This window comes from Actinoplanes sp. NPDC089786 (assembly GCF_040684855.1).
In the GTDB taxonomy this organism is placed as follows: domain Bacteria; phylum Actinomycetota; class Actinomycetes; order Mycobacteriales; family Micromonosporaceae; genus Actinoplanes.
This window is the reverse complement of the sequence record NZ_JBFBGU010000001.1, coordinates 1,286,198-1,304,415: the sequence shown is the minus strand read 5'-3', so window position 1 is coordinate 1,304,415 and position 18,218 is coordinate 1,286,198. Positions and strand designations below refer to the sequence as shown.

Here is an 18,218-nt window from a genome sequence, read left to right as displayed (position 1 = left end):
CCGCGATCTCCGCGGCCTCGCGCGCCTTGCGCAACGCGCCCGCCCACGTTCGAGCACAGAGCGGTCCTGGTGATTGCGCCGCCTGATGGCGTTCAGTTCCCGATGATGACGAACACGGGATCGAGGAATTGGTTGCAACCTTGATCGTCGGTACCGCGTGTAGTCGCCATGAGAGTCGCTACGGAGGGGCCCATGCCGGCTGATGAGCCCCCTGCGGACTTCGACACGGTGTACGCCGCCCAGTACGCCGACCTGACCGTGCAGCTGTACGCGTACTTCGGCGACCGGCAGGAGGCGCAGGACGTCGTTCAGGAGGCGTTCTGCCGGGCGCTGCGCCGCTGGTCCAAGGTCGCGCGCTACGACGACCCGGTGGCCTGGGTGCGCCGGGTGGCCTGGAATCTGGCGGTCAGCCGCTGGCGGCGGTCCCGGACGGCGCTGTCCTTCCTGCGCCGGCAACCGCCTCGCGAACCGCACGTGGAGGGCCCGACCACCGAGCGGATCGAGCTGGTGGAGGCTCTCGCGACACTGCCGCCGGTCCAGCGCCGTGCCGTGGTCCTGCACTACCTCGGCGACATGAGCGTGGCCGAGATCGCCGAGCGCGAGCAGGTCGCCGTCGGCACCGTCAAGTCGTGGCTGCACCGCGGCCGCGCGGGTCTCGCCGTCCAGCTGCATCAGCCCGAGCACCCGGAGGTCCGTCGTGCCTGACCAGCTGAGCCCTCTCTTCGACGACCTCCGGGGCCGGGCGCTGCCCCAGGTGCGGCCGCCGGGCCCGGACGCCGCACGCCGCACGGTGCACCGGCGGGCCACCGTCCGCGCGTCCGTCCTGGCCGCCGTCGTCCTCGCGGCGTTCGGGACCTTCATCGTCACTCAGCGCACCAGCGGCGGCACAGTTCTGCCGGCGGCCTCCGCGTCGGCCGGGCCGAGCGCGTCGAGCGACCTCGAGCCCGGGCGGCTCGACGAGGCCGGGCCGAGCGCGTCGAGCGAGTTCGGGTCCGGGCGGCTCGACAAGGCCGAGGTCGCCGCCGCGCTGGTGCCGGGGGCCACCTACACCGACGAGATGGACGCGTCCGGCCAGAACGTGGAGCTGGAGGCCGCAGAGGGCCTCTACCGGTTGACGGTGGGCTGCTCCGGGCCGGCGAGTCTGCCGTTCACGATCATGCTGGACGACCAGGTCGATCAGGACGGCGTGCTCGATTGCACCGATGACGGCGAAGCCGGCGACTACGAGTTCACCATGCCGCGTGAGGGGACCGTAACCGTGGTGTTCGATCAGGGGGGCCAGTTCGACGCCTACGCACTGAAGTTGACGAAACTGTGAGGCGCTCCCGGCTGGCGGTGATCGACGGCCTCCGGCTGCTCGCCGCCCTGGCCGTCCTGTCGTTCCACTACACCGTCGCGTGGCGGATCGACGGCGTACGGGTGCCGGAGTATTTCTTGCCGACGACCGTGCACGTCACCGTCTACGGTCTGCTCGGCGTCGAGCTGTTCTTCCTGATCAGCGGGTTCGTCATCTGCATGAGCAGCTGGGGACGAACCCTCGGTCAGTTCTTCGCCTCGCGGGTCAGCCGGCTGTTCCCCGCCTACTGGGCCGCCGTCGTCATCACCGGCGTCGTGGCCATGGCGTACCCACTCTCGGGTGGCGTCACCGACGGTGACCGGCCGCGGCCCATCGACCTGCTGGTCAACCTGACCATGCTGCAGCAGCCGCTCGGCCACGGCGCGATCGACGGCGTCTACTGGACGCTGTTCGTCGAGTTGAAGTTCTACCTGATCATGGCGCTGATGCTCGCCCGCGGGCTGACCTACCGGCGGGTCGTGCTGCTGTGCGCGGTCTGGATGACCGTCGCCGTGCTGGTGCCCACGCTGAACAACCCGGCCCTCAACGCGCTGACGATCAGCGAGTACGCCCCGTACTTCATCGGCGGCATCGCCCTCTACCTCATCCACCGCTTCGGCCCGGCGCCGCTGCTTCTCGCCATCACCGGCTTCGCCTGGCTGGTCTGCCTGGCCCGCGTCAACGACCGGATGAGCGACATCCACTCCGGCTTCCCGGTGCCGGCGTGGCCCGGCATGGTGATCGTCACGCTGTCCTTCGCGGCGCTCCTGATGGTCGCGCTCGGATTCACCGACCGCATCCAGTGGCGCTGGCTCACCGTCGCCGGCGCGCTGACCTACCCTCTCTACCTGCTGCACTCCCGGCTCGGTCACACCCTCATCCGTGCTGTTCACGAGCACAGCACCGTGCCGGTCTGGGTGACGATCGCCACGACGACCGCGCTCATGATGGGCCTGGCCTGGCTGGTGCACCGCTACGTCGAGCAACCCCTGGCCCGTCCGGTGCGCGATCTGGTCCTGACCCCACCGAGGCCGAGAGATCAAGATCGGATCACCGCTCGAGTCTTCGTCCCGCCCCAACCGCGGCGGGTCAATGAAACACCTAGGGACGTTATGACTCGTTGACCGGGATGTGACCCAGGTAATCCCAAATGTCGCTGTTCTGCCGACCCAGAAGGGCACCGGGGAGCCGGCGGCGGCGCCGGCGCAGCGTCGGCGATGGGAGCTCGACGCGCTCCGGGTGGCGGCCATCTGCGGGGTGGTCGCGATCCACGTCGTCGGGATGATGCTGGGCAATGACGATCTGGCCGGGTCGCGGCGCTGGTGGGCGGCCGTCGCCATCGATCTGGGGCTGGTCTGGGTGGTGCCGGTCTTCGTGATGATCAGCGGGGCGCTGGTGTTGTCGCCCCGGGCACATCAACGAGGGCCGGCGGTCTTCTGGCAGAAGCGTCTCGTACGCGTCATCCCGGCCTTGATCGTCTGGCATCTGATCTATCTTTTCGGGGCTCGGGCCTGGCTCAAGGGCGAGGAGCTGAACCGCGCGACCGTGGTCGCCTGGCTGCTGGACGGAAAGGTCTACACCGCCCTCTACTTCCTCTGGCTGATCGCGGGGCTCTACCTGGTCGCGCCGCTGATCGCGGCCTTCCTCCACAGTGGTGGGCGGCGGCGGACGGCGGTGACGGCGGCGGCGGTGCTCGGCTTCACGCTGCTGGTCTTCGCCGCCTCGGGCGCCGCCGCGCTGAACGGGACGCCCCGGCCGATCGCGCTGGGCGCGCTGACCATGTGGTTGCCGTACGTCGGCTATTTCATCGCGGGATGGGCCCTGCACCGCGTCGTGCTGCCGGTCTGGGGTGTCGTCGCCGCCGCGGTGGCCGGCGTCGCGCTGCTCGCCGAGGTGATCTGGCAGTACGGCCACAAGCCGGCGTACCCGATCCTGCAGCAGCTCGTGCCGACCAGCTATCTCGGGGCGGCGACCGCGCTGGCCTCGATCTGCGTCATGCTCGTGGCGACCGGGCTGGGCCACCGCTTCGCCCCCGGCCCACGTGTCAGCAACGTGATGAAGAAGCTGTCCGACGCGTCGTTCGGGGTCTTCCTGGCGCATCTGCTGATCTTCGAGATCGTGCGGCGCCTGGTGCCCGCGGTGGCCGAGGCCGCCTCGTTGAGCGTCATGCTCGCGGCCTGGGCGGTCGTGGTGGTGGCGTCGTTCGCGGTGTCACTGGTGGCAGCTCGGGTCCCGTACCTCCGGGCCGTCTTCTGACACGAACTCGTCCGAGGCCGCCTTCACCAGCAGGGTGGTGGCCTCGGCGATGGTCCGCAGCTGATCTGCTGAGAGCCGGCTGAGTAGCTTTCGCTGTTTCTCCATGCCGGCGTCGAAGATTCCGCCGATGAGTTCGCTGCCCGCCTTGGTCAGGCCGATCTGGCGCACCCGCCGGTCGCGCTGGTCCTCGGTGCGCGCGACCAGGTCCTGGGCGACCAGACGATCGATCATTCCGCTCAGCGCGGCCAGGCCGACGCCGAGCATGCGGGCCAGTTCGCCGCCGGAGACGGTGCGGTGACGGGCCAGCAGCATCAGGATCTTGATCTGGGTCAGGGTCAGATGCGAGGTGAAGAGCGGATCCGTGCGGTCGTAGGCAAACAGCCGCTGGAGCCGTTGCTGCGCGACCATAATATCGGCGATGAGCTGCTCGTTCTCGGCCACCGCGTTCTCCTGTGTCTCCGGCTGATGGCCGAATTGTGTCCAACTGGTGACGAACGCTACCAGCCCACCCCGGCCGAAAACCATTTGTTCGCGTGGGGCAAACTATCAGTGCTGACCGAACCATTCTCGGGGGAGCGCACATGTCGGTTCTGACCAGGCTGAGTCTCGCCAATCGCGGGCTCGTGGCACTCATCGCGATCGTGATCACCGGCTTCGGTGTCTACGCGATCCCGTCACTCAAACAGCAACTGCTGCCGTCCTTGGAGTTCCCCGGCGCGTTCATCGGCGCGCAGCTCGCGGGCGCCTCCCCGGAGATCATCGAGGAACAGGTCACCAAGCCGATCGAGGACGCCATCAAGGGCGCCGACGGCCTCGACACGGTGCAGTCGAGCACCCGCGAGGGCTTCGCCACGATCTCGGTGACCTTCGAGTTCGGCACCGACATCGACGACGCGGTCAACCAGCTGACCACGTCGATCAACCGGATCCAGGCCCAGTTGCCGGACGGCGTCGAGCCGACGGTCTTCGCCGGCAGCACCGACGACATCCCGGCGATCGTGCTGGCCGCGGCGGCCGGCGGCGCCGGTGCGACCGGTGCGACCGACCAGAAGGCGCTGGCGCAGAAGCTCAACGAGACCGTGGTCCCCGAGCTCAGCGCGATCGAGGGCGTCCGTGACGTGCAGGTCACCGGCACCCGCGGCGAACAGGTCGTGATCACGCCGAACCTGGCCGCGATGGCCCAGCGGGGCGTCCAGCCGACCGCGCTCACCGAACTGCTCCGGGCGAACGGCATCTCGATCCCGGCCGGCGCGGTCACCGAGGGCGACAAGGCGCTGAGCGTCCAGGTCGGCACCCCGCTGACCACGCTCGACCAGCTCAAGGGCCTCTACCTCAGCGGCGCCCGGGGGCCGGTGAAGCTGTCCGACGTGGCCGATGTCGAGAGCAAGGAGGCCACGGCCACCTCGTTCACGCGTACGGACGGCAAGAACAGCCTCGGCATCGCGGTCACCGCCTCCCCCGACGGCAACCCGGTGGCGATCTCGCACGAGGTCAACGACAAGCTCGCGGCCCTGCGCGACGCGTCCGGGGCCGACCTCACGGTGATCGTCGACCAGGCGCCGTTCGTCGAGCGCTCGATCGAGAGCCTGACCACCGAGGGCCTGCTCGGCCTGGTGATGGCGGTCATCGTCATCCTGGTCTTCCTGCTGTCCATCCGGTCCACGCTGGTCACCGCCGTGTCCATCCCGCTGTCGGTGCTCATCGCGCTGATCGGGCTGTGGATCGGCGACTACTCGCTCAACCTGCTCACCCTGGGCGCGCTGACCATCGCGGTCGGACGGGTCGTGGACGACTCGATCGTGGTGCTCGAGAACATCAAACGACATCTGGGGTACGGCGAGACGAAGGTGCACGCCATCACCACCGGCGTGCGTGAGGTGGCCGGCGCGGTGACCGCCTCGACGCTGACCACGGTGGCCGTGTTCGCGCCGATCGCGCTGGTCGGCGGGTTCGTCGGGCAGCTCTTCGCGCCGTTCGCGATCACGGTCACGGTGGCGCTCGTCGCGTCCCTGTTCGTGTCCCTGACCGTGGTGCCGATCCTGGCCTACTGGTTCCTGCGGCCGGCCGCCGGTGGCGCCGAGTCCGAGGCGACCCGTCAGGCCGCCGAGGCGAAGGAGCGGCGCAGCCCGCTGCAGCGCGGCTACCTGCCGATCATCGGGTTCGCCACCAAGCGGCGCTGGACCACGGTGCTGATCGGCCTGCTCGTGCTGGGGGGAACCGGCGCCCTCGCGACCCGGCTGGAGACCAACTTCATCGACCAGTCCGGCCAGGACTCGGTCAACATCAGCCAGCAGCTGCCGGTCGGCACCAGCCTGGCGGCCACCGACGAGGCGGCCAAGAAGGTCGAGAAGATCGTCTCGGCCCGGGGCGACGTGAAGTCGTACCAGGTGACCGTCGGCCAGGGCGAGTTCAACCCGTTCGCCGGCTCCGGCGGCGCCAGCGGCGCCGACTTCAACATCGCGCTCGACGAGGACGCCGACGCGGTCAAGGTCGGCGATGAGCTGCGCGCCGAGCTGGGCAAGCAGTCCGACCTGGGCGAGATCACGGTCGGCGGGGACAGCAGCACCGGCCTCAGCGGCAGTGAGCTGTCGGTCCAGGTGAAGGCGGCCGACAACGACGCGCTGACCCAGGCCACCGAGAAGGTCCGCACGACGCTGACCGGGCTCGGCGACGTCACCGACGTGAAGTCGTCGCTGGCCGCCAGCGTGCCGCGGCTGCAGATCACGGTCGACCGGCAGAAGGCGGCGGCCGCCGGGCTCACCGAGGGCCAGATCGGACAGTCGGTGGCCGGCGCGTTCCGGCCGGCGCCCGCGGGTCAGATCAGCGTCGACGGCGCCAGCCAGGACGTGGTGATCGCGTTCAGCACGCCGCCGGCCGACGAGGCCAAGCTCAAGGCGCTGCCGCTGACCACCCCGCGGGGCCCGATCCCGCTGTCCCGGGTGGCGACGGTCGCCCAGGTGGACGGTCCGGAAGAGGTCACCCGGGTCGACGGCGACCGCAGCGTCACGGTCAGCGGCACGTTCACCGGCAAGGACCTTCGCGCGGTGACCCAGACCCTGACCAAGAACCTGGACGCTCTCGACCTGCCGGCCGGCGCCTCCTACGAGATCGGCGGCGCCAGCGCCGACCAGGCGGACGCGTTCGCCGACCTCGGGCTGGCCGTGCTCGCCGCGATCGCGATCGTCTTCGTGATCATGGTGGCCACGTTCAAGAGCATCGTGCAGCCGATCATCCTGCTGATCTCGATCCCGTTCGCCGCCACCGGCGCGATCGCGCTGCTGCTGGCGACCGGCACCCCGCTGGGCGTACCCGCCCTGATCGGTGTGTTGATGTTGGTCGGCATCGTGGTGACCAACGCCATCGTGCTGATGGACCTGATCAACCACTATCGACAGCAGGGCATGGGCGTGCAGGAGGCGGTGATCGAGGGCGGCCGACACCGGCTGCGGCCGATTTTGATGACCGCGATCGCGACCATCTTCGCGCTCCTCCCGATGGCGCTCGGGCTCACCGGCGAGGGCGGCTTCATCAGCAAACCGCTGGCCATCGTGGTGATCGGCGGCCTGGTCACCAGCACCCTGCTGACCCTGGTGCTGGTGCCGACGCTCTACACCATGGTGGAGAACCGCAAGGAGAAGTCGCGGGCCCGGCGGGAACGCAAGCGCCTGGCCAAGGCCGGTCCGAAGCACGCGGCCGACGAGCCCGAGGTTCCGCTGCCCGCGGACGCCGAGGTGCCCGACTCCAGCGGCGGCGCCCACGAGGCCGAGCCCGAGCGGGAGAACTCCCTCCGCTCCCAGGCCGACCAGCCGGCGACCGGCGCGCTCCGCGGCCACACCGACCAGTTCGAGGTCCTGAAGATGCCGCGGCGCCCGGCCACCCCGCCGGAACCGGCCTGACCCACTGAGTGATCACGAAAGCCCCGGCCGTGCGCCGGGGCTTTTGTGGGTTCAGGAGGTGAGCACGATCAGCAGCCCGGTGGCGTACAGGACGATGAAGAAGACCGGCAGGATCTGCTCGACCGCCGACAGCGGGGCGTTGCGCAAGATCCGCCGGGTCGGCCAGCCCTCCTTCCACTCGGCCCGCCAGAACGGTGAGGCCGGCAACCTCTCCTCGAGGTCGCCGATCACCCGGTACTTCACCTTGTTGAGCTCGCGGTACGAGCGCAGCAGCCAGAACCACGCCGCACACTGCACCATCAACGCCACGAACGGCAGCGCCAGCCAGCCGGCCGGACCGGTCGGCCGGACCGACCAGAAGACGCCGACGCTGGTGAAGATGGCGGAGTTGAGGGTCAGGAAGAACGTGTTGGCCAGGGCGCGGCGGGCACTGATCCGATCGGCCATCTCCACGTAGAGCTTGTACTGATCAAGGATCGCCGCCTGGTACTTCTCGCCCGAGCCCTCGTAAGTGGAGGGTCCGACCGCGTCCGTCCACAAGGTCCCCGGCTTCGGCTCGTCCGTCATACCCACAATCATGAACAGCAGCCGCCACGGTCCGTCAGATCGTGGTGACTTTATGTCGAATGATGTCTATGCTCTAGGGCACCCGCTCGTTCCGACCGGATGAGCGTGCGTGCCGACCGGTCCCCGGGGAGACAAGCGCCGTGGAAGAACCCACATCACGCCAGCTGACCCTGCCAATCCCGCTCGATCGCGGGGCTGCGCGAGACGTCACTGCGATCGTCAACCGAATCCTGCGCTCGGCCGCCCCCACGGACCGGGTGCCATCGCGGGAGCGGCCTCCTGAGGTCTCCTCTTTCCAGTCCGCTGTCTGAGCTCGCACCGGCACCGGCACGACCGCTGCGTCAGTTCGTCCTCAAGGTCCACCAGCTCTGCAATCTGGCCTGCGATCACTGCTATGTGTACGAGCACGCCGACCAGACCTGGCGTGACCGGCCGGCGATCATGTCGGCCGAGGTCGTCCGGCAGACCGCCACCCGCATCGCCGAGCACGCCGCCCGGCACCAGCTCTCCGCCGTCGGGGTCGTCCTGCACGGCGGCGAGCCGCTGTTGCTGGGGGCGACCCGGTTGCGCGAGGTTCTGACCATCCTGCACCGGAGCATCGGCGCGACCACCGCACTGGACGTGCGTCTCCAGACGAACGCCATCCGCCTCACCGAGCCGATGGCCGAGCTGCTGCTCGAGTTCGGGGTCCGGGTCGGCGTCTCGCTGGACGGCGACGAGGCGGCCAACGATCGGCACCGCCGCTACCGCAACGGAGCGAGCAGCCATGACCGGACGCTGCGCGGCCTGGCGCTGTTGCGCTCGGATCGATACCGGCCGGCGTACGCCGGGATCCTCTGCACCATCGACGCGCGCAACGATCCGATCGCCGTCTACGAGGCCCTGCTGGCCGAGGAGCCGCCCCGCATCGACCTGCTGCTGCCTCATGCGACCTGGGACAACCCGCCCGAGGCGCCGCACGCGGACTGGCTCATCCGGTTGTACCGGCGCTGGCTGGCCGACGGGCGTCCGGTGCCGATCCGGCTGTTCGACTCGTTGCGGGCCACCGCCGCCGGCCGGCCCAGCGCGACCGAGGCCGTCGGCATCGACCGCGGCGATGTCGCGGTGGTGGAGTCCGACGGGTCCTGGGAGCAGCCCGACTCGATGAAGACCACCTTCCACGGCGCCGCGGCGACCGGGCTGACCGTGTTCACCGCGTCGGCCGACGAGCTGCTCGCCGCGCCCGCGATGCGGGTCCGCCAGAGTGGTCTGGCCGGCCTGTCGGCCACCTGCCGCGCGTGCCCGGTGGTCCGGCAGTGCGGGGGCGGCCTCTTCGCCCATCGCTTCAGCTCCGCTACCGGGTTCGACAACCCGTCGGTGTACTGCGCCGATCTGAAGGGACTCATCGCCGCGATGAACAGCGAGACGCCGGTCGCCTGGACCGGTCAGCCCGGTCTTCCCGAGTCGGTCTTCGACGATCTCGCGTCCGGCGGCGGCGGATCCGACGCGGTCGCCCGGCTGGCGGCCGCCCAGGAGTCGATCACCCGCGCCCTGCTGGTCGCCGTCGCCGACGCCCCCGAGGGCCGGACCGCCGCGGCCGCGTGGGAGCTGCTGAGCGAGCTTGACCGGCGGGCGCCCGAGGCGGTGCGCCGGGTGCTGACCCATCCGTTCGTCCGGGTCTGGGCGGTCCGTGTCCTCAGTGGAGCCGGCGGCACCGACCGGCTGGCCGACCTGGCCGCGGCGGTCGCGGTGCTGGCCCGGGCCGACGTCGAGGTGGCGGTCCGCCCGCGCGACGGTGGCGTGCACCTGCCGACCCTCGGCACGCTTTCGCTCGCCAATGGTGTGACCAGCGTGAACGGGGCGCACGACCACGTTCTGACTCCGACCGTGACGATCGCGCGGGACGACCTCACCGTACGGCTGGAGGATGCCGATCCCTACCGCGACTGCCACGGCTGGCCGGCCGTCGGCGGTCTGACGCCGGCGCAGGTGCGCGACTGGGAGCGGGTGCTGGGCCCGGCGTGGCAGACGGTGACCCGGGACGCGCCCGGCTACGCCGCGGGGGTGGCCGCCGGCCTGACCACGATCACCCCGCTGGTACCGGACGCGGAGACGCTGCGCAGCGCCACGTCGCGCCAGGCGTTCGGCGCCACCGGCGTCGCCTGGAGCCCCGACCCGCGGGCCCTGGCCATCCTGCTGGTGCACGAGTTCCAGCACACCAAGCTGGGCGCCCTGCTCGACCTGGTCGACCTGGTCGAGCCGGACGCCACCGATCTGCTGCGGGTCGGCTGGCGCCCCGACGCCCGCCCGGCCGAGAGCGCCCTGCAGGGCACCTACGCCCACCTGGCCGTCGCCGACATGTGGCGGGCGCGGGCCGAACGCGGTGAGCCGGGCACGGCCGAGCACTACGCGAGATATCGGGGCTGGATCGCCGAGGCGGTCATCGCGCTGGGGACGTCCGACGCCCTGACCGAGCCGGGCCGGCGGTTCGTCGACCGGCTGGCCGCCACGATCGAGAAGTTGCCGGTGTGAACCTGGGTGCGGGCCTGCGGGCACTCGGCCTGCCGGCCGGCGACCTCCTCGTGCACGTCTCGCTGCGTCGGCTCGGCCCGGTGGCCGGCGGGCCGGCGGCGCTGCTCAGGGCGCTGCACGAGGCCGCCGGTCCGGAGGGGACGATCATCGTGCCGACGCAGACGTCGCACAACTCCACGACCAGCCCGGCCTTCCGCGCGGCGACCGAGGGACTGGACGACGATCAGCGGAACGCCTACATCGCGTCGATGCCGGGGTTCACCCCGGACATGCCGTCGAGCGGCTGCGGCGCGTTCGCCGAGTTCGTACGCCGATCACCCGGCGCGGTCCGCAGCGCCCATCCGCAGACGTCGTTCTCGGCGGTCGGCCCGCGCGCGGCCGAGCTGATGTCCGTCCACGACCTCGACTGTCATTTGGGTGAGCGCTCGCCGCTGGGCCGGCTCTACCAGGACGGCGCCCACGCGCTGATGATCGGCTGCGGCTGGGAGGCCTGCACCGCGTTGCACCTGGCCGAGGAACGGGTGAAGCAGCCGCAGCACAAGTGGTACCGCTGCTTCGTCGAGCGCGACGGCCGGCGGGCCACCGAGCGATTCCTCGGCGTCGATCACGACGACCGTGACTTCCCGCAGCTCGGGGCCGCCTTCGAACGGACCGGGCTCGCGGTGTCCGGACGCATCGGACAGTCACCCGTCCTGATCGTGCCGATCCGCCCCGCAGTGGACTTTGCGGTCGGATGGTTGTCTGAGAACAGGACGCCGGGAGGGGAGTCAGGTACATGACAGACATGACCGCCGACGACGACCCCGGCGCACCGGTGTTCTTCCTCAGCTACTCGCGGCCGGACCGATCCCGTTCGGTCGGTCCCCCACGCGAGCCCAACCGCAACGTCATCAAACTCTTCGACGAGCTGAACGAGCTGGTCAACGAACTGATCGGCTCGCCCGTGGGCGGCGACCCGGGCTATCTCGACCTGGGTCGCGGCGGCGGCGAGCTGTGGCAGAAGGGTGTGCTCCAGGCAGCGGGCACCTGCCAGGTGCTGGTCTGTCTGATCTCCCACCCCTACCTGTTCCAGAGCACCTGGTGCCCGCGGGAGTGGGACATCTTCACCCGCCGGGCCGTCGTACCCCGCGGCCGCCCGGCCCCGGGCATCGAGAGCGCGATCATCCCGGTGCTGTGGACACCGCTCGAAGGTCAGCTTCCGCCACCGATCGCCGCGGTCAACCTGTTCGTGCCGGCCGGCCTCCCCGACGAGGACCACACCGCCCGCTACCTGGCCGACGGGCTGCTCGGGCTGGCCCGCACCGGGCAGACCGCGATCTACGAGGCGATCGTGTGGAAGCTCGCCCTGCACATCCAGCGGGTCCACAGCCGATACCGGGTCGAGCCCGGAATCCCCGACGGCATCGACGACCTTCGTACCAGCTTCATGGAGGGCGCACCATGAACGCAGCTGCCAACTCCGGACGATGCCGCTTCTTCCTGAGCTACGCGCATTCGGCTCCGCTGAACACGTCCGGCCGGCGCGACACCGACACCGACGTCTGGGTCCGCACCTGCTTCGAGAACCTGTCCGAGGCGGTGGCCGGTCTGCTCGGCGCCGACCCGGCCCAGGTCGGGTTCGTCGACTACCTGGTCGAGCCGGGGACCGACTGGAAGGCGATGCTCACCGACCGGCTCGGCACGGCCGAGGTCTTCGTGCCGCTGTACTCGCCGGGCTACTTCAACAAGTCCTGGCCGATGCGCGAACGCGCGGTCTTTCTGGAACGGCTCGACCGGGCGTACGCCGGCCGGCCCGACGAGGCCCGCGCCCACGTCCTCCCGGTGTTGTGGACGCCGTTCCCGGCCGGCGAGCGGGTGGCCGAGGTGAGCGCGGCGCTGCCGCTCGGCGCCGGCATCGCGGAGTACTCGGAGAACGGCCTGCGGGCGCTGGGCCGGCTGGCCTCCTACCGCGAGCACTACGCCCGGATCATCGACCGGCTGGCCCACCGGATCGTCGAGGTCACCGGCCGCCACCGGCTGCCGGCCAGCCGGGCGGTCGCGATCGACGAGGTCACCGTGCCGGAGCCGGCCTCGAGCGAGACACCGTTCGTGGTCGGCGTGCTCACCGGTCGCGACGGGAACCGCCGCCGGCCGGTGACGTGGAAGCCGTTCGGCGGGGCGCTCGACCCCCCGATCGCGGAATACGTCGCCAATGTGGCCGAACGCCTCGGCCTGCCGACCAAGGTGGTCGACCGCCCCTCCGACCTCAAGGCCCTGGACGGGTCGCCGTCGGTGGTCCTGATCGACCCGTGGCCGTCGCCGGACGACGTGGACCGGTTCGCCGCCGTGCGGGGTCACCTGCACCGGTGGGTCACCCCGATCGTGGTGACCGATCGCGAAGATCCACGTTATAACGAACACGGCGCCGACGCCGTCGCCCGGACCCGGGCCCGGCTGACCGAACTCGGTGCGGCCCGGGTCTACCAGGCGCTCGATGTGGAGCAGCTGGCGGCGCTGCTGCCGGCCGCGGTGAGTGAGGTCCGCCGGCACTATCTTCACTTCCGGCGAACCGGCGACCACGTCCCGGAGGGTTCGCCCCGGCCGCGGATCAGCCCGCCCGACCGGTCCGGCCCACCCGTACCCGAGAGAAGCGACGATGACTGAGCAGCGGAACGGCCGAGTGGTGACGTTCTACTCGTTCAAGGGCGGCACCGGACGCACGATGGCGCTGGCGAACGTCGCCTGGATCCTCGCCGCCAACGGCAAGCGGGTGCTGGTCGCCGACTGGGACCTCGAGTCGCCCGGCCTGCACCGGTTCTTCGCGCCGTTCATCCGGACCGAGACCGTGGAGACCACCGGCGGGGTGATCGACATGGTTCGCGAGTACGAGTGGCAGACCACCCGCACGGTCGAACGCGGACCCGGCTGGCAGGAGCAGTTCGCCCGGTCCCGCAAGTACGCGTTCTCCCTCGACTGGAACCACTTCCGCGACGGCGGGCAGCTCGACTTCCTGTCCGCCGGCCGGCAGAACCAGCAGTACGCGGCCAGCCTGACCGGCATGAACTGGGACGACTTCTACGAGCAGCTCGGCGGCGGCGCGTTCTTCGACGCCCTGCGCCAGGACATGCAGAACAACTACGACTACACGCTGATCGACAGCCGGACCGGGCTCAGCGACGTCGCCGACATCTGCACCATCCACCTGCCCGACATCCTGGTCGACTGCTTCACCTTCAGCGAGCAGGGCATCGCCGGCGCGGCCCGGGTGGCCACCTCGATCGGGCAGAACCCGAGCCGCCCGGACATCCGCGTGCTGCCCGTACCGATGCGGGTGGACCCGGCCGAGAAGGAGAAGGCCGACGCCGGGCGGGCGTTCGCCATGCAGCTGTTCCCCGGGCTCCCGGCCGGGATGGCGCCGGCCGACCGCACCCGGTACTGGAACGCCGTCGAGGTGCCCTACCGCCCGTACTACGCGTACGAGGAGATTCTCTCGACCTTCGGTGATCCCCCGGGTCAGACCACCTCGATGCTGGCCGCGTTCGAGCGGCTGACCGAGTACATCACCGACGGCGAGGTGCGGTCGCTGCCGGTCATGGACGAGGCGTTGCGTACGCGCACGGTGAGCCGGTTCACCCGCCGGGTCTCGCTCACCGAGGAGGAGGTGACCCTGGAGTACGCGCCGGAGGACCTGGCCTGGGCCGAGTGGATCGGCGCGCTATTGTCCGCCGCCGGCCTCCAGGTGCACGACGCGAACGGCTCGACCGATGACACCGGATCGGGCGGCACGCGGTTGACGCTGGTGTCGCACGCCAACCGCGGCGCCCGGACCGACGTGGTGCCACGCGACCGCACCGGCACGCGGCCCCCGCTGGCGATCTACCTGGACGACCTCGCGCCGCTGTCGGCCTTCCGCTCGATGCCGTCGGCGTTCATCGCCGGCAAGTCGTCCGAGGTGGCGATGGACCGCATCCTGCGGCTGGTCGGCCTGACCGCGGACGACGTCGACGCGCAGGTCATCGGGGTGCGCTTCCCGGGTGAGCCGCCGGCCGTGTTCAACCCGCTCGCCCGCAACGCGCGGTTCACCGGCCGCGAGGCCGACCTGCGCGATCTGCGGGCGCAACTGCGCGGCGGCCAGCGCGTGGTGCTGTCCGGTCTGATGCCGGTCGCCCTGCAGGGCATGGGCGGCATCGGCAAGACCCAGATCGCCCTCGAGTACGCCCACCGCTTCCGGAACGCCTACGACGTGGTCTGGTGGATCGACGCCGACCAGGCCGAGTTCATCGACATCGCGCTGTCCGACCTCGGCAACCGCCTGGAGCTGCCGCTGCCGCAGTCCGGCGTCCTCGACGTGGCCAAGGCGGTGATCGCGGCGCTCGAACAGGGCGCGCCGCACGCCCGCTGGCTGATCGTGTTCGACAACGCCGAGAACGTGAACGAGGTCCTGCCGTTCATCCCGGGCGGGCGCGGGCACGTCCTGATCACCTCCCGGAACAACCAGTGGGGTGAGTTCGCCCGGCCGGTGCTGATCGACGTCTTCGAACGCCGGGAGAGCGTGGCCCACCTGCGGCAGCGGGTCGGCACCGTGCGGATCGAACAGGCCGACCGGATCGCCGAGTCGCTGGGCGACCTGCCGATCGCGGTGGCCGCCGCGGGCGCGTGGCTCGCCGAGACCGGCGAACAGGTCGACGAGTACCTGCGGCGGGTCGAGCAGAAGGGCCCGGACCGCACCATCGACGAGGTGTGGGACCTCTCGCTCGGCCTGCTGCAGAAGCGGTCCGGCGCGGCCTACCGGCTGTTGCAGCTGTGTTCGGTGCTGGCACCGGAGATCTCCCTCGACCTGGTCTACAGCGACGAACTGGCCACCGTGCTGAGCCGGTACGACCCGCTGGTGTCCGAGCGCGACTACCGCGCCACCCTGGTGCAGCACATCAACCGGCTGGCCCTGCTCAAGCTCGACGTCGGGCGGAGCCAGCTCCAGGTGCACCGCCTGCTGCAGCACGTGGTCCGCAACCGGATGAACGAGCAGGAGCTGGTCGAGGCCCGGCACGAGATCCACCTGGTGCTGGCCGGGCTGCGCCCGCGCTACGAGATCGACGACTCGCGCTCGTGGGGCCGGTTCCGCATGCTCTGGCCCCACCTGGAGCTGTCCCGGGCCACCTCCTGCGACGAGGAGCTGGTCCGCCAGCTCATGATCGACCGGGTGCGCTACCTGTGGTACACCGGCGGCCTGACCGAGGGGCGCCAGCTCGGCGAGCAGATCGACCGGCGCTGGAGCGAGATGCTCCACGACGTCCCCGAACGCGCGAAGCCGATCCTGCGCCGCCAGATCCTGCATCTGCGGTTCAATGTCGCCAACATCATGCGGCAGATGGCCCAGTTCGAAGATGCGCGCGCCCTGGACGAGGCGGTCCTGAACGAACAGCTCGACCTGCTCGGGCCGACCCACCCGCACACCCTGATGACGGCCGGCGGCCTGGGCGGTGACCTGCGCGCGCTCGGCCGGTACGCCGCGGCCGGCGAGCGTGACGAGCTGACCTACGCGACCTGGGTCGAGCACTTCGGCGAGGACTCCTCACGGACGCTCTCCGCGCTGAGCAACCTGGCCACCACCCAGCGCCTGGCCGGCGACTTCCGGGGCGCCCGCGCGCGTGACCAGGAATTGTGGGAACGCAACAAGCGGATCAACGGCGAGACCCATGCCCGTACGCTCGGCACCGGCACCAACCTGGGCCGTGACCTGCGTGAGGCCGGCGAATACCGGCGGTCGGTGGAGCTGCTGGAGGACATCGCCCGGCAGTACGAGGAGGTGTTCGGCCCGACCTCCCACCGCACCCTGAGCGCGCGGGCCAACTGGGCGGTGTCACTGAACAGCGCGGGCCACTCCCAACCGGCCGCCCGCCTGCTCGAAGACGCGTACGAGCAGCTCAACGAGGTGGTCGGTCCCACCAACCCCGACACTCTGGCCTGCCGGCTCAGCCGCGCGGTCAGCCTGCTCGCCATCGAGGAGATCTCCACCGCCATCAGCGAGCTCAACGAGGTCCGGCTGGCCTACGGCTCCAACCTCGGCCAGCGCCACCCGCACACGCTGGTCTGCCTCAACAACCTCGGCGCGGCCCACCGGGCCGACGGCGACCTGGCCAAGGCGCTCGACTTCGTCCGACGGGCCGCGGACGGGCTGACCAAGGTGCTCGGCCCGATCCATCCGTACACCCTGGCGGCGAGCCTGAACCTCGGGGTTCTGTACGCGGAGACCGGCGAGGTCGCGGTCGCGCTGGAGATGATCGAGCCGCTCATGCAGGTGCACCGTGACGTGCTCGGACCGGACCACCCCGACACGCTGCGCTGCGCGGCGAACCAGGCGCTGATGCGCAAGGCGGCCGGGCGGGCCGCCGCCGAGGACGGGGACGTGATGGAACGGCTGGTCGCCGTGCTGGGCGAGCACCACCCGGCGGTGGCGGCCCTCTACGACGGCCGCTATCTGCACCGGCTGCTCGACCCGCACCCGTTCTAGGGTCTAGGTCAGGGTCAGCGAGGGCTTGGCGACCAGCCAGTTCAACACCTCGGGCAGCACCTCGACGGCGCCGAAATGCGCGGTCCGGGCCTGCACCCGGATCTCCGCGTGCGGGATCTGCTCGGCCAGCCACCGGGCATGGCTGACCGGGGAGAAGTTGTCCTCGGCGCCGTGCCACAGCAACACCGGCACGGCGATGTCGGCGAGCCGGAACCCCCACCCGGCCCGGAACGCGGCCAGGTCGTCGATCCACCCGTACGGGCCCTGGCTGAACGCCTCGACATAGGTCTCGGCCAGCAGCCGGCGGATCGCGATGTCGTCGACCACCTGTCGATCGGAGTCGGTCATCTGACCGCGGAGGAAGTCGACCATGACCTGCGGGTCGCGGCGGGCCCGGTCGGCCAGCAGCCGTAACCGCTCGACATGCCTCGGCCAGTCGTTGTCGGCGGTCTCGTACTCACGCACGTTGCCGTCGGTCATGCCGCCGAGCCAGTCGAGATCTTCGGCATCCGACGGCGCCAGACCGACCAGCACCGCTGTGCGTCGCACCCGGTCGGGTAACAGGGCCGCGGCCGCCAGCGCGTGTGGTCCTCCGCCGGAGCGGCCCACCACCGCGAAGCGGTCGAGCCCGAGGTGGTCGGCGATCGCCGCGATGTCGCCGGCGGCGTCGGACACGGCGCGTTTCGCCTGCCGGGTGGACCCACCGTAACCAGGCCGGTCGTAGCTGATCAGCTGGATGCCCAAGCGGTAGAGGACGCTGGCGCGGGGTCGCGGGCCGATCCGGCTGCCCGGCGAGCCGTGCAACAGGAACACCGCCGAACCCTGCGGATGCCCGGCCACCTCGAAGGTGAGGACGCGCTGGTCACGAGTCTCGATCTGATGTCGGCTGACTCGATCCTGAGACACGTGGACTCCTCATACATCGATCACCGCCGCAACAGCGACGTGCACAGACTATTTCATTCGCAGTCATCCGAAGGAACTGCGCGAGCCTCCATCGCATGGCAGGAGCCCGGACTTCAACCGATTACGTCCCGATTCTGACACGCAGTGATTTCCGATGGGTGAAATCGGGTACCGGGCCACCCACCGTGGCGCCGGACCGTCCCACCAGCATGGCCGACGTCCGCCATCCACTACGCGCGCGGGCCGTGGGCGGTTC

13 protein-coding genes are annotated in these 18,218 nt (G+C 70.5%); 10 read left to right on the top strand and 3 right to left on the bottom strand.

Going from position 1 to position 18,218, the window contains the following annotated elements:
- Positions 1–192: 192 nt before the first annotated feature.
- Genes AB0O15_RS06335 through AB0O15_RS06320 form a run of 4 tightly spaced genes read left to right on the top strand, consistent with a single transcriptional unit; the run spans position 193 to position 3,592 of the window.
- Entirely contained in the window at positions 193–705 is a 513-nt protein-coding gene (locus AB0O15_RS06335; protein ID WP_364314782.1) for a SigE family RNA polymerase sigma factor, read from the top strand.
- Complete coding sequence (locus AB0O15_RS06330) at positions 698–1,318, top strand: hypothetical protein (protein ID WP_364314779.1); 621 nt, start codon at positions 698–700, stop codon at positions 1,316–1,318. Before AB0O15_RS06335 ends, AB0O15_RS06330 begins: the two co-directional genes overlap by 8 nt.
- Entirely contained in the window at positions 1,315–2,460 is a 1,146-nt protein-coding gene (locus AB0O15_RS06325; protein ID WP_364314777.1) for an acyltransferase, read from the top strand. The genes AB0O15_RS06330 and AB0O15_RS06325 overlap by 4 nt, the downstream gene beginning before the upstream one ends.
- 7 nt (positions 2,461–2,467) lie before the next feature.
- Positions 2,468–3,592, top strand: a complete 1,125-nt coding sequence (locus AB0O15_RS06320; protein WP_364314774.1) for an acyltransferase family protein — start codon at positions 2,468–2,470, stop codon at positions 3,590–3,592.
- Here the strand turns inward: AB0O15_RS06320 and AB0O15_RS06315 are convergent.
- Positions 3,548–4,033 (bottom strand): MarR family transcriptional regulator, encoded by a 486-nt coding sequence (locus AB0O15_RS06315; RefSeq protein WP_364314772.1) that lies wholly within the window; start codon positions 4,031–4,033, stop codon positions 3,548–3,550. The two genes, AB0O15_RS06320 and AB0O15_RS06315, sit on opposite strands and share 45 nt — an antisense overlap.
- Positions 4,034–4,173: 140 nt before the next feature.
- On the opposite strand from AB0O15_RS06315, the gene AB0O15_RS06310 reads away from it, so the two are divergent.
- Positions 4,174–7,488, top strand: coding sequence for an efflux RND transporter permease subunit (locus AB0O15_RS06310; protein ID WP_364314770.1), 3,315 nt, complete (start codon positions 4,174–4,176; stop codon positions 7,486–7,488).
- Between the two features lie 51 nt (positions 7,489–7,539).
- Here the strand turns inward: AB0O15_RS06310 and AB0O15_RS06305 are convergent, their stop codons facing one another.
- A complete protein-coding gene (locus AB0O15_RS06305; protein WP_364314767.1) occupies positions 7,540–8,055 on the bottom strand; it encodes a hypothetical protein in 516 nt (171 codons plus the stop codon).
- A 279-nt stretch (positions 8,056–8,334) separates the two neighbouring features.
- Here AB0O15_RS06305 and AB0O15_RS06300 point away from each other — a divergent pair, with 279 nt between their 5' ends.
- From AB0O15_RS06300 to fxsT, 5 genes are read left to right on the top strand one after another with little or no spacing between them, the layout of a single operon-like run.
- The gene (locus AB0O15_RS06300) at positions 8,335–10,566 is read left to right on the top strand and encodes an FxsB family cyclophane-forming radical SAM/SPASM peptide maturase (RefSeq protein ID WP_364317094.1); all 2,232 of its coding nucleotides are present in this window, start codon (positions 8,335–8,337) and stop codon (positions 10,564–10,566) included.
- Positions 10,563–11,345: an AAC(3) family N-acetyltransferase gene (locus tag AB0O15_RS06295; RefSeq protein WP_364314765.1), complete on the top strand. Its 783-nt coding sequence runs from the start codon at positions 10,563–10,565 to the stop codon at positions 11,343–11,345. The genes AB0O15_RS06300 and AB0O15_RS06295 overlap by 4 nt, the downstream gene beginning before the upstream one ends.
- Complete coding sequence (locus AB0O15_RS06290; protein ID WP_364314763.1) at positions 11,342–12,010, top strand: toll/interleukin-1 receptor domain-containing protein; 669 nt, start codon at positions 11,342–11,344, stop codon at positions 12,008–12,010. Before AB0O15_RS06295 ends, AB0O15_RS06290 begins: the two co-directional genes overlap by 4 nt.
- Positions 12,007–13,209 (top strand): TIR-like protein FxsC, encoded by a 1,203-nt coding sequence (locus AB0O15_RS06285; RefSeq protein ID WP_364314761.1) that lies wholly within the window; start codon positions 12,007–12,009, stop codon positions 13,207–13,209. The genes AB0O15_RS06290 and AB0O15_RS06285 overlap by 4 nt, the downstream gene beginning before the upstream one ends.
- Positions 13,202–17,056, top strand: a complete 3,855-nt coding sequence (gene fxsT / locus AB0O15_RS06280) for an FxSxx-COOH system tetratricopeptide repeat protein (RefSeq protein WP_364314759.1) — start codon at positions 13,202–13,204, stop codon at positions 17,054–17,056. Before AB0O15_RS06285 ends, fxsT begins: the two co-directional genes overlap by 8 nt.
- 3 nt (positions 17,057–17,059) lie before the next feature.
- Here fxsT and AB0O15_RS06275 read toward each other — a convergent pair whose 3' ends face one another.
- Positions 17,060–17,962, bottom strand: coding sequence for an alpha/beta hydrolase (locus AB0O15_RS06275; protein ID WP_364314757.1), 903 nt, complete (start codon positions 17,960–17,962; stop codon positions 17,060–17,062).
- Between the last annotated feature and the right edge of the window lie 256 nt (positions 17,963–18,218).

What these genes read in the sequence shown, in the direction of transcription:
- AB0O15_RS06335 (WP_364314782.1), top strand. Translation starts at nt 193, where the DNA reads ATGCCGGCTGATGAGCCCCCTGCGGACTTCGACACGGTGTACGCCGCC.
- AB0O15_RS06310 (WP_364314770.1), top strand. Translation starts at nt 4,174, where the DNA reads ATGTCGGTTCTGACCAGGCTGAGTCTCGCCAATCGCGGGCTCGTGGCA.
- AB0O15_RS06305 (WP_364314767.1), bottom strand. Translation starts at nt 8,055, where the DNA reads ATGACGGACGAGCCGAAGCCGGGGACCTTGTGGACGGACGCGGTCGGA.
- AB0O15_RS06290 (WP_364314763.1), top strand. Translation starts at nt 11,342, where the DNA reads ATGACAGACATGACCGCCGACGACGACCCCGGCGCACCGGTGTTCTTC.
- AB0O15_RS06285 (WP_364314761.1), top strand. Translation starts at nt 12,007, where the DNA reads ATGAACGCAGCTGCCAACTCCGGACGATGCCGCTTCTTCCTGAGCTAC.
- fxsT (WP_364314759.1), top strand. Translation starts at nt 13,202, where the DNA reads ATGACTGAGCAGCGGAACGGCCGAGTGGTGACGTTCTACTCGTTCAAG.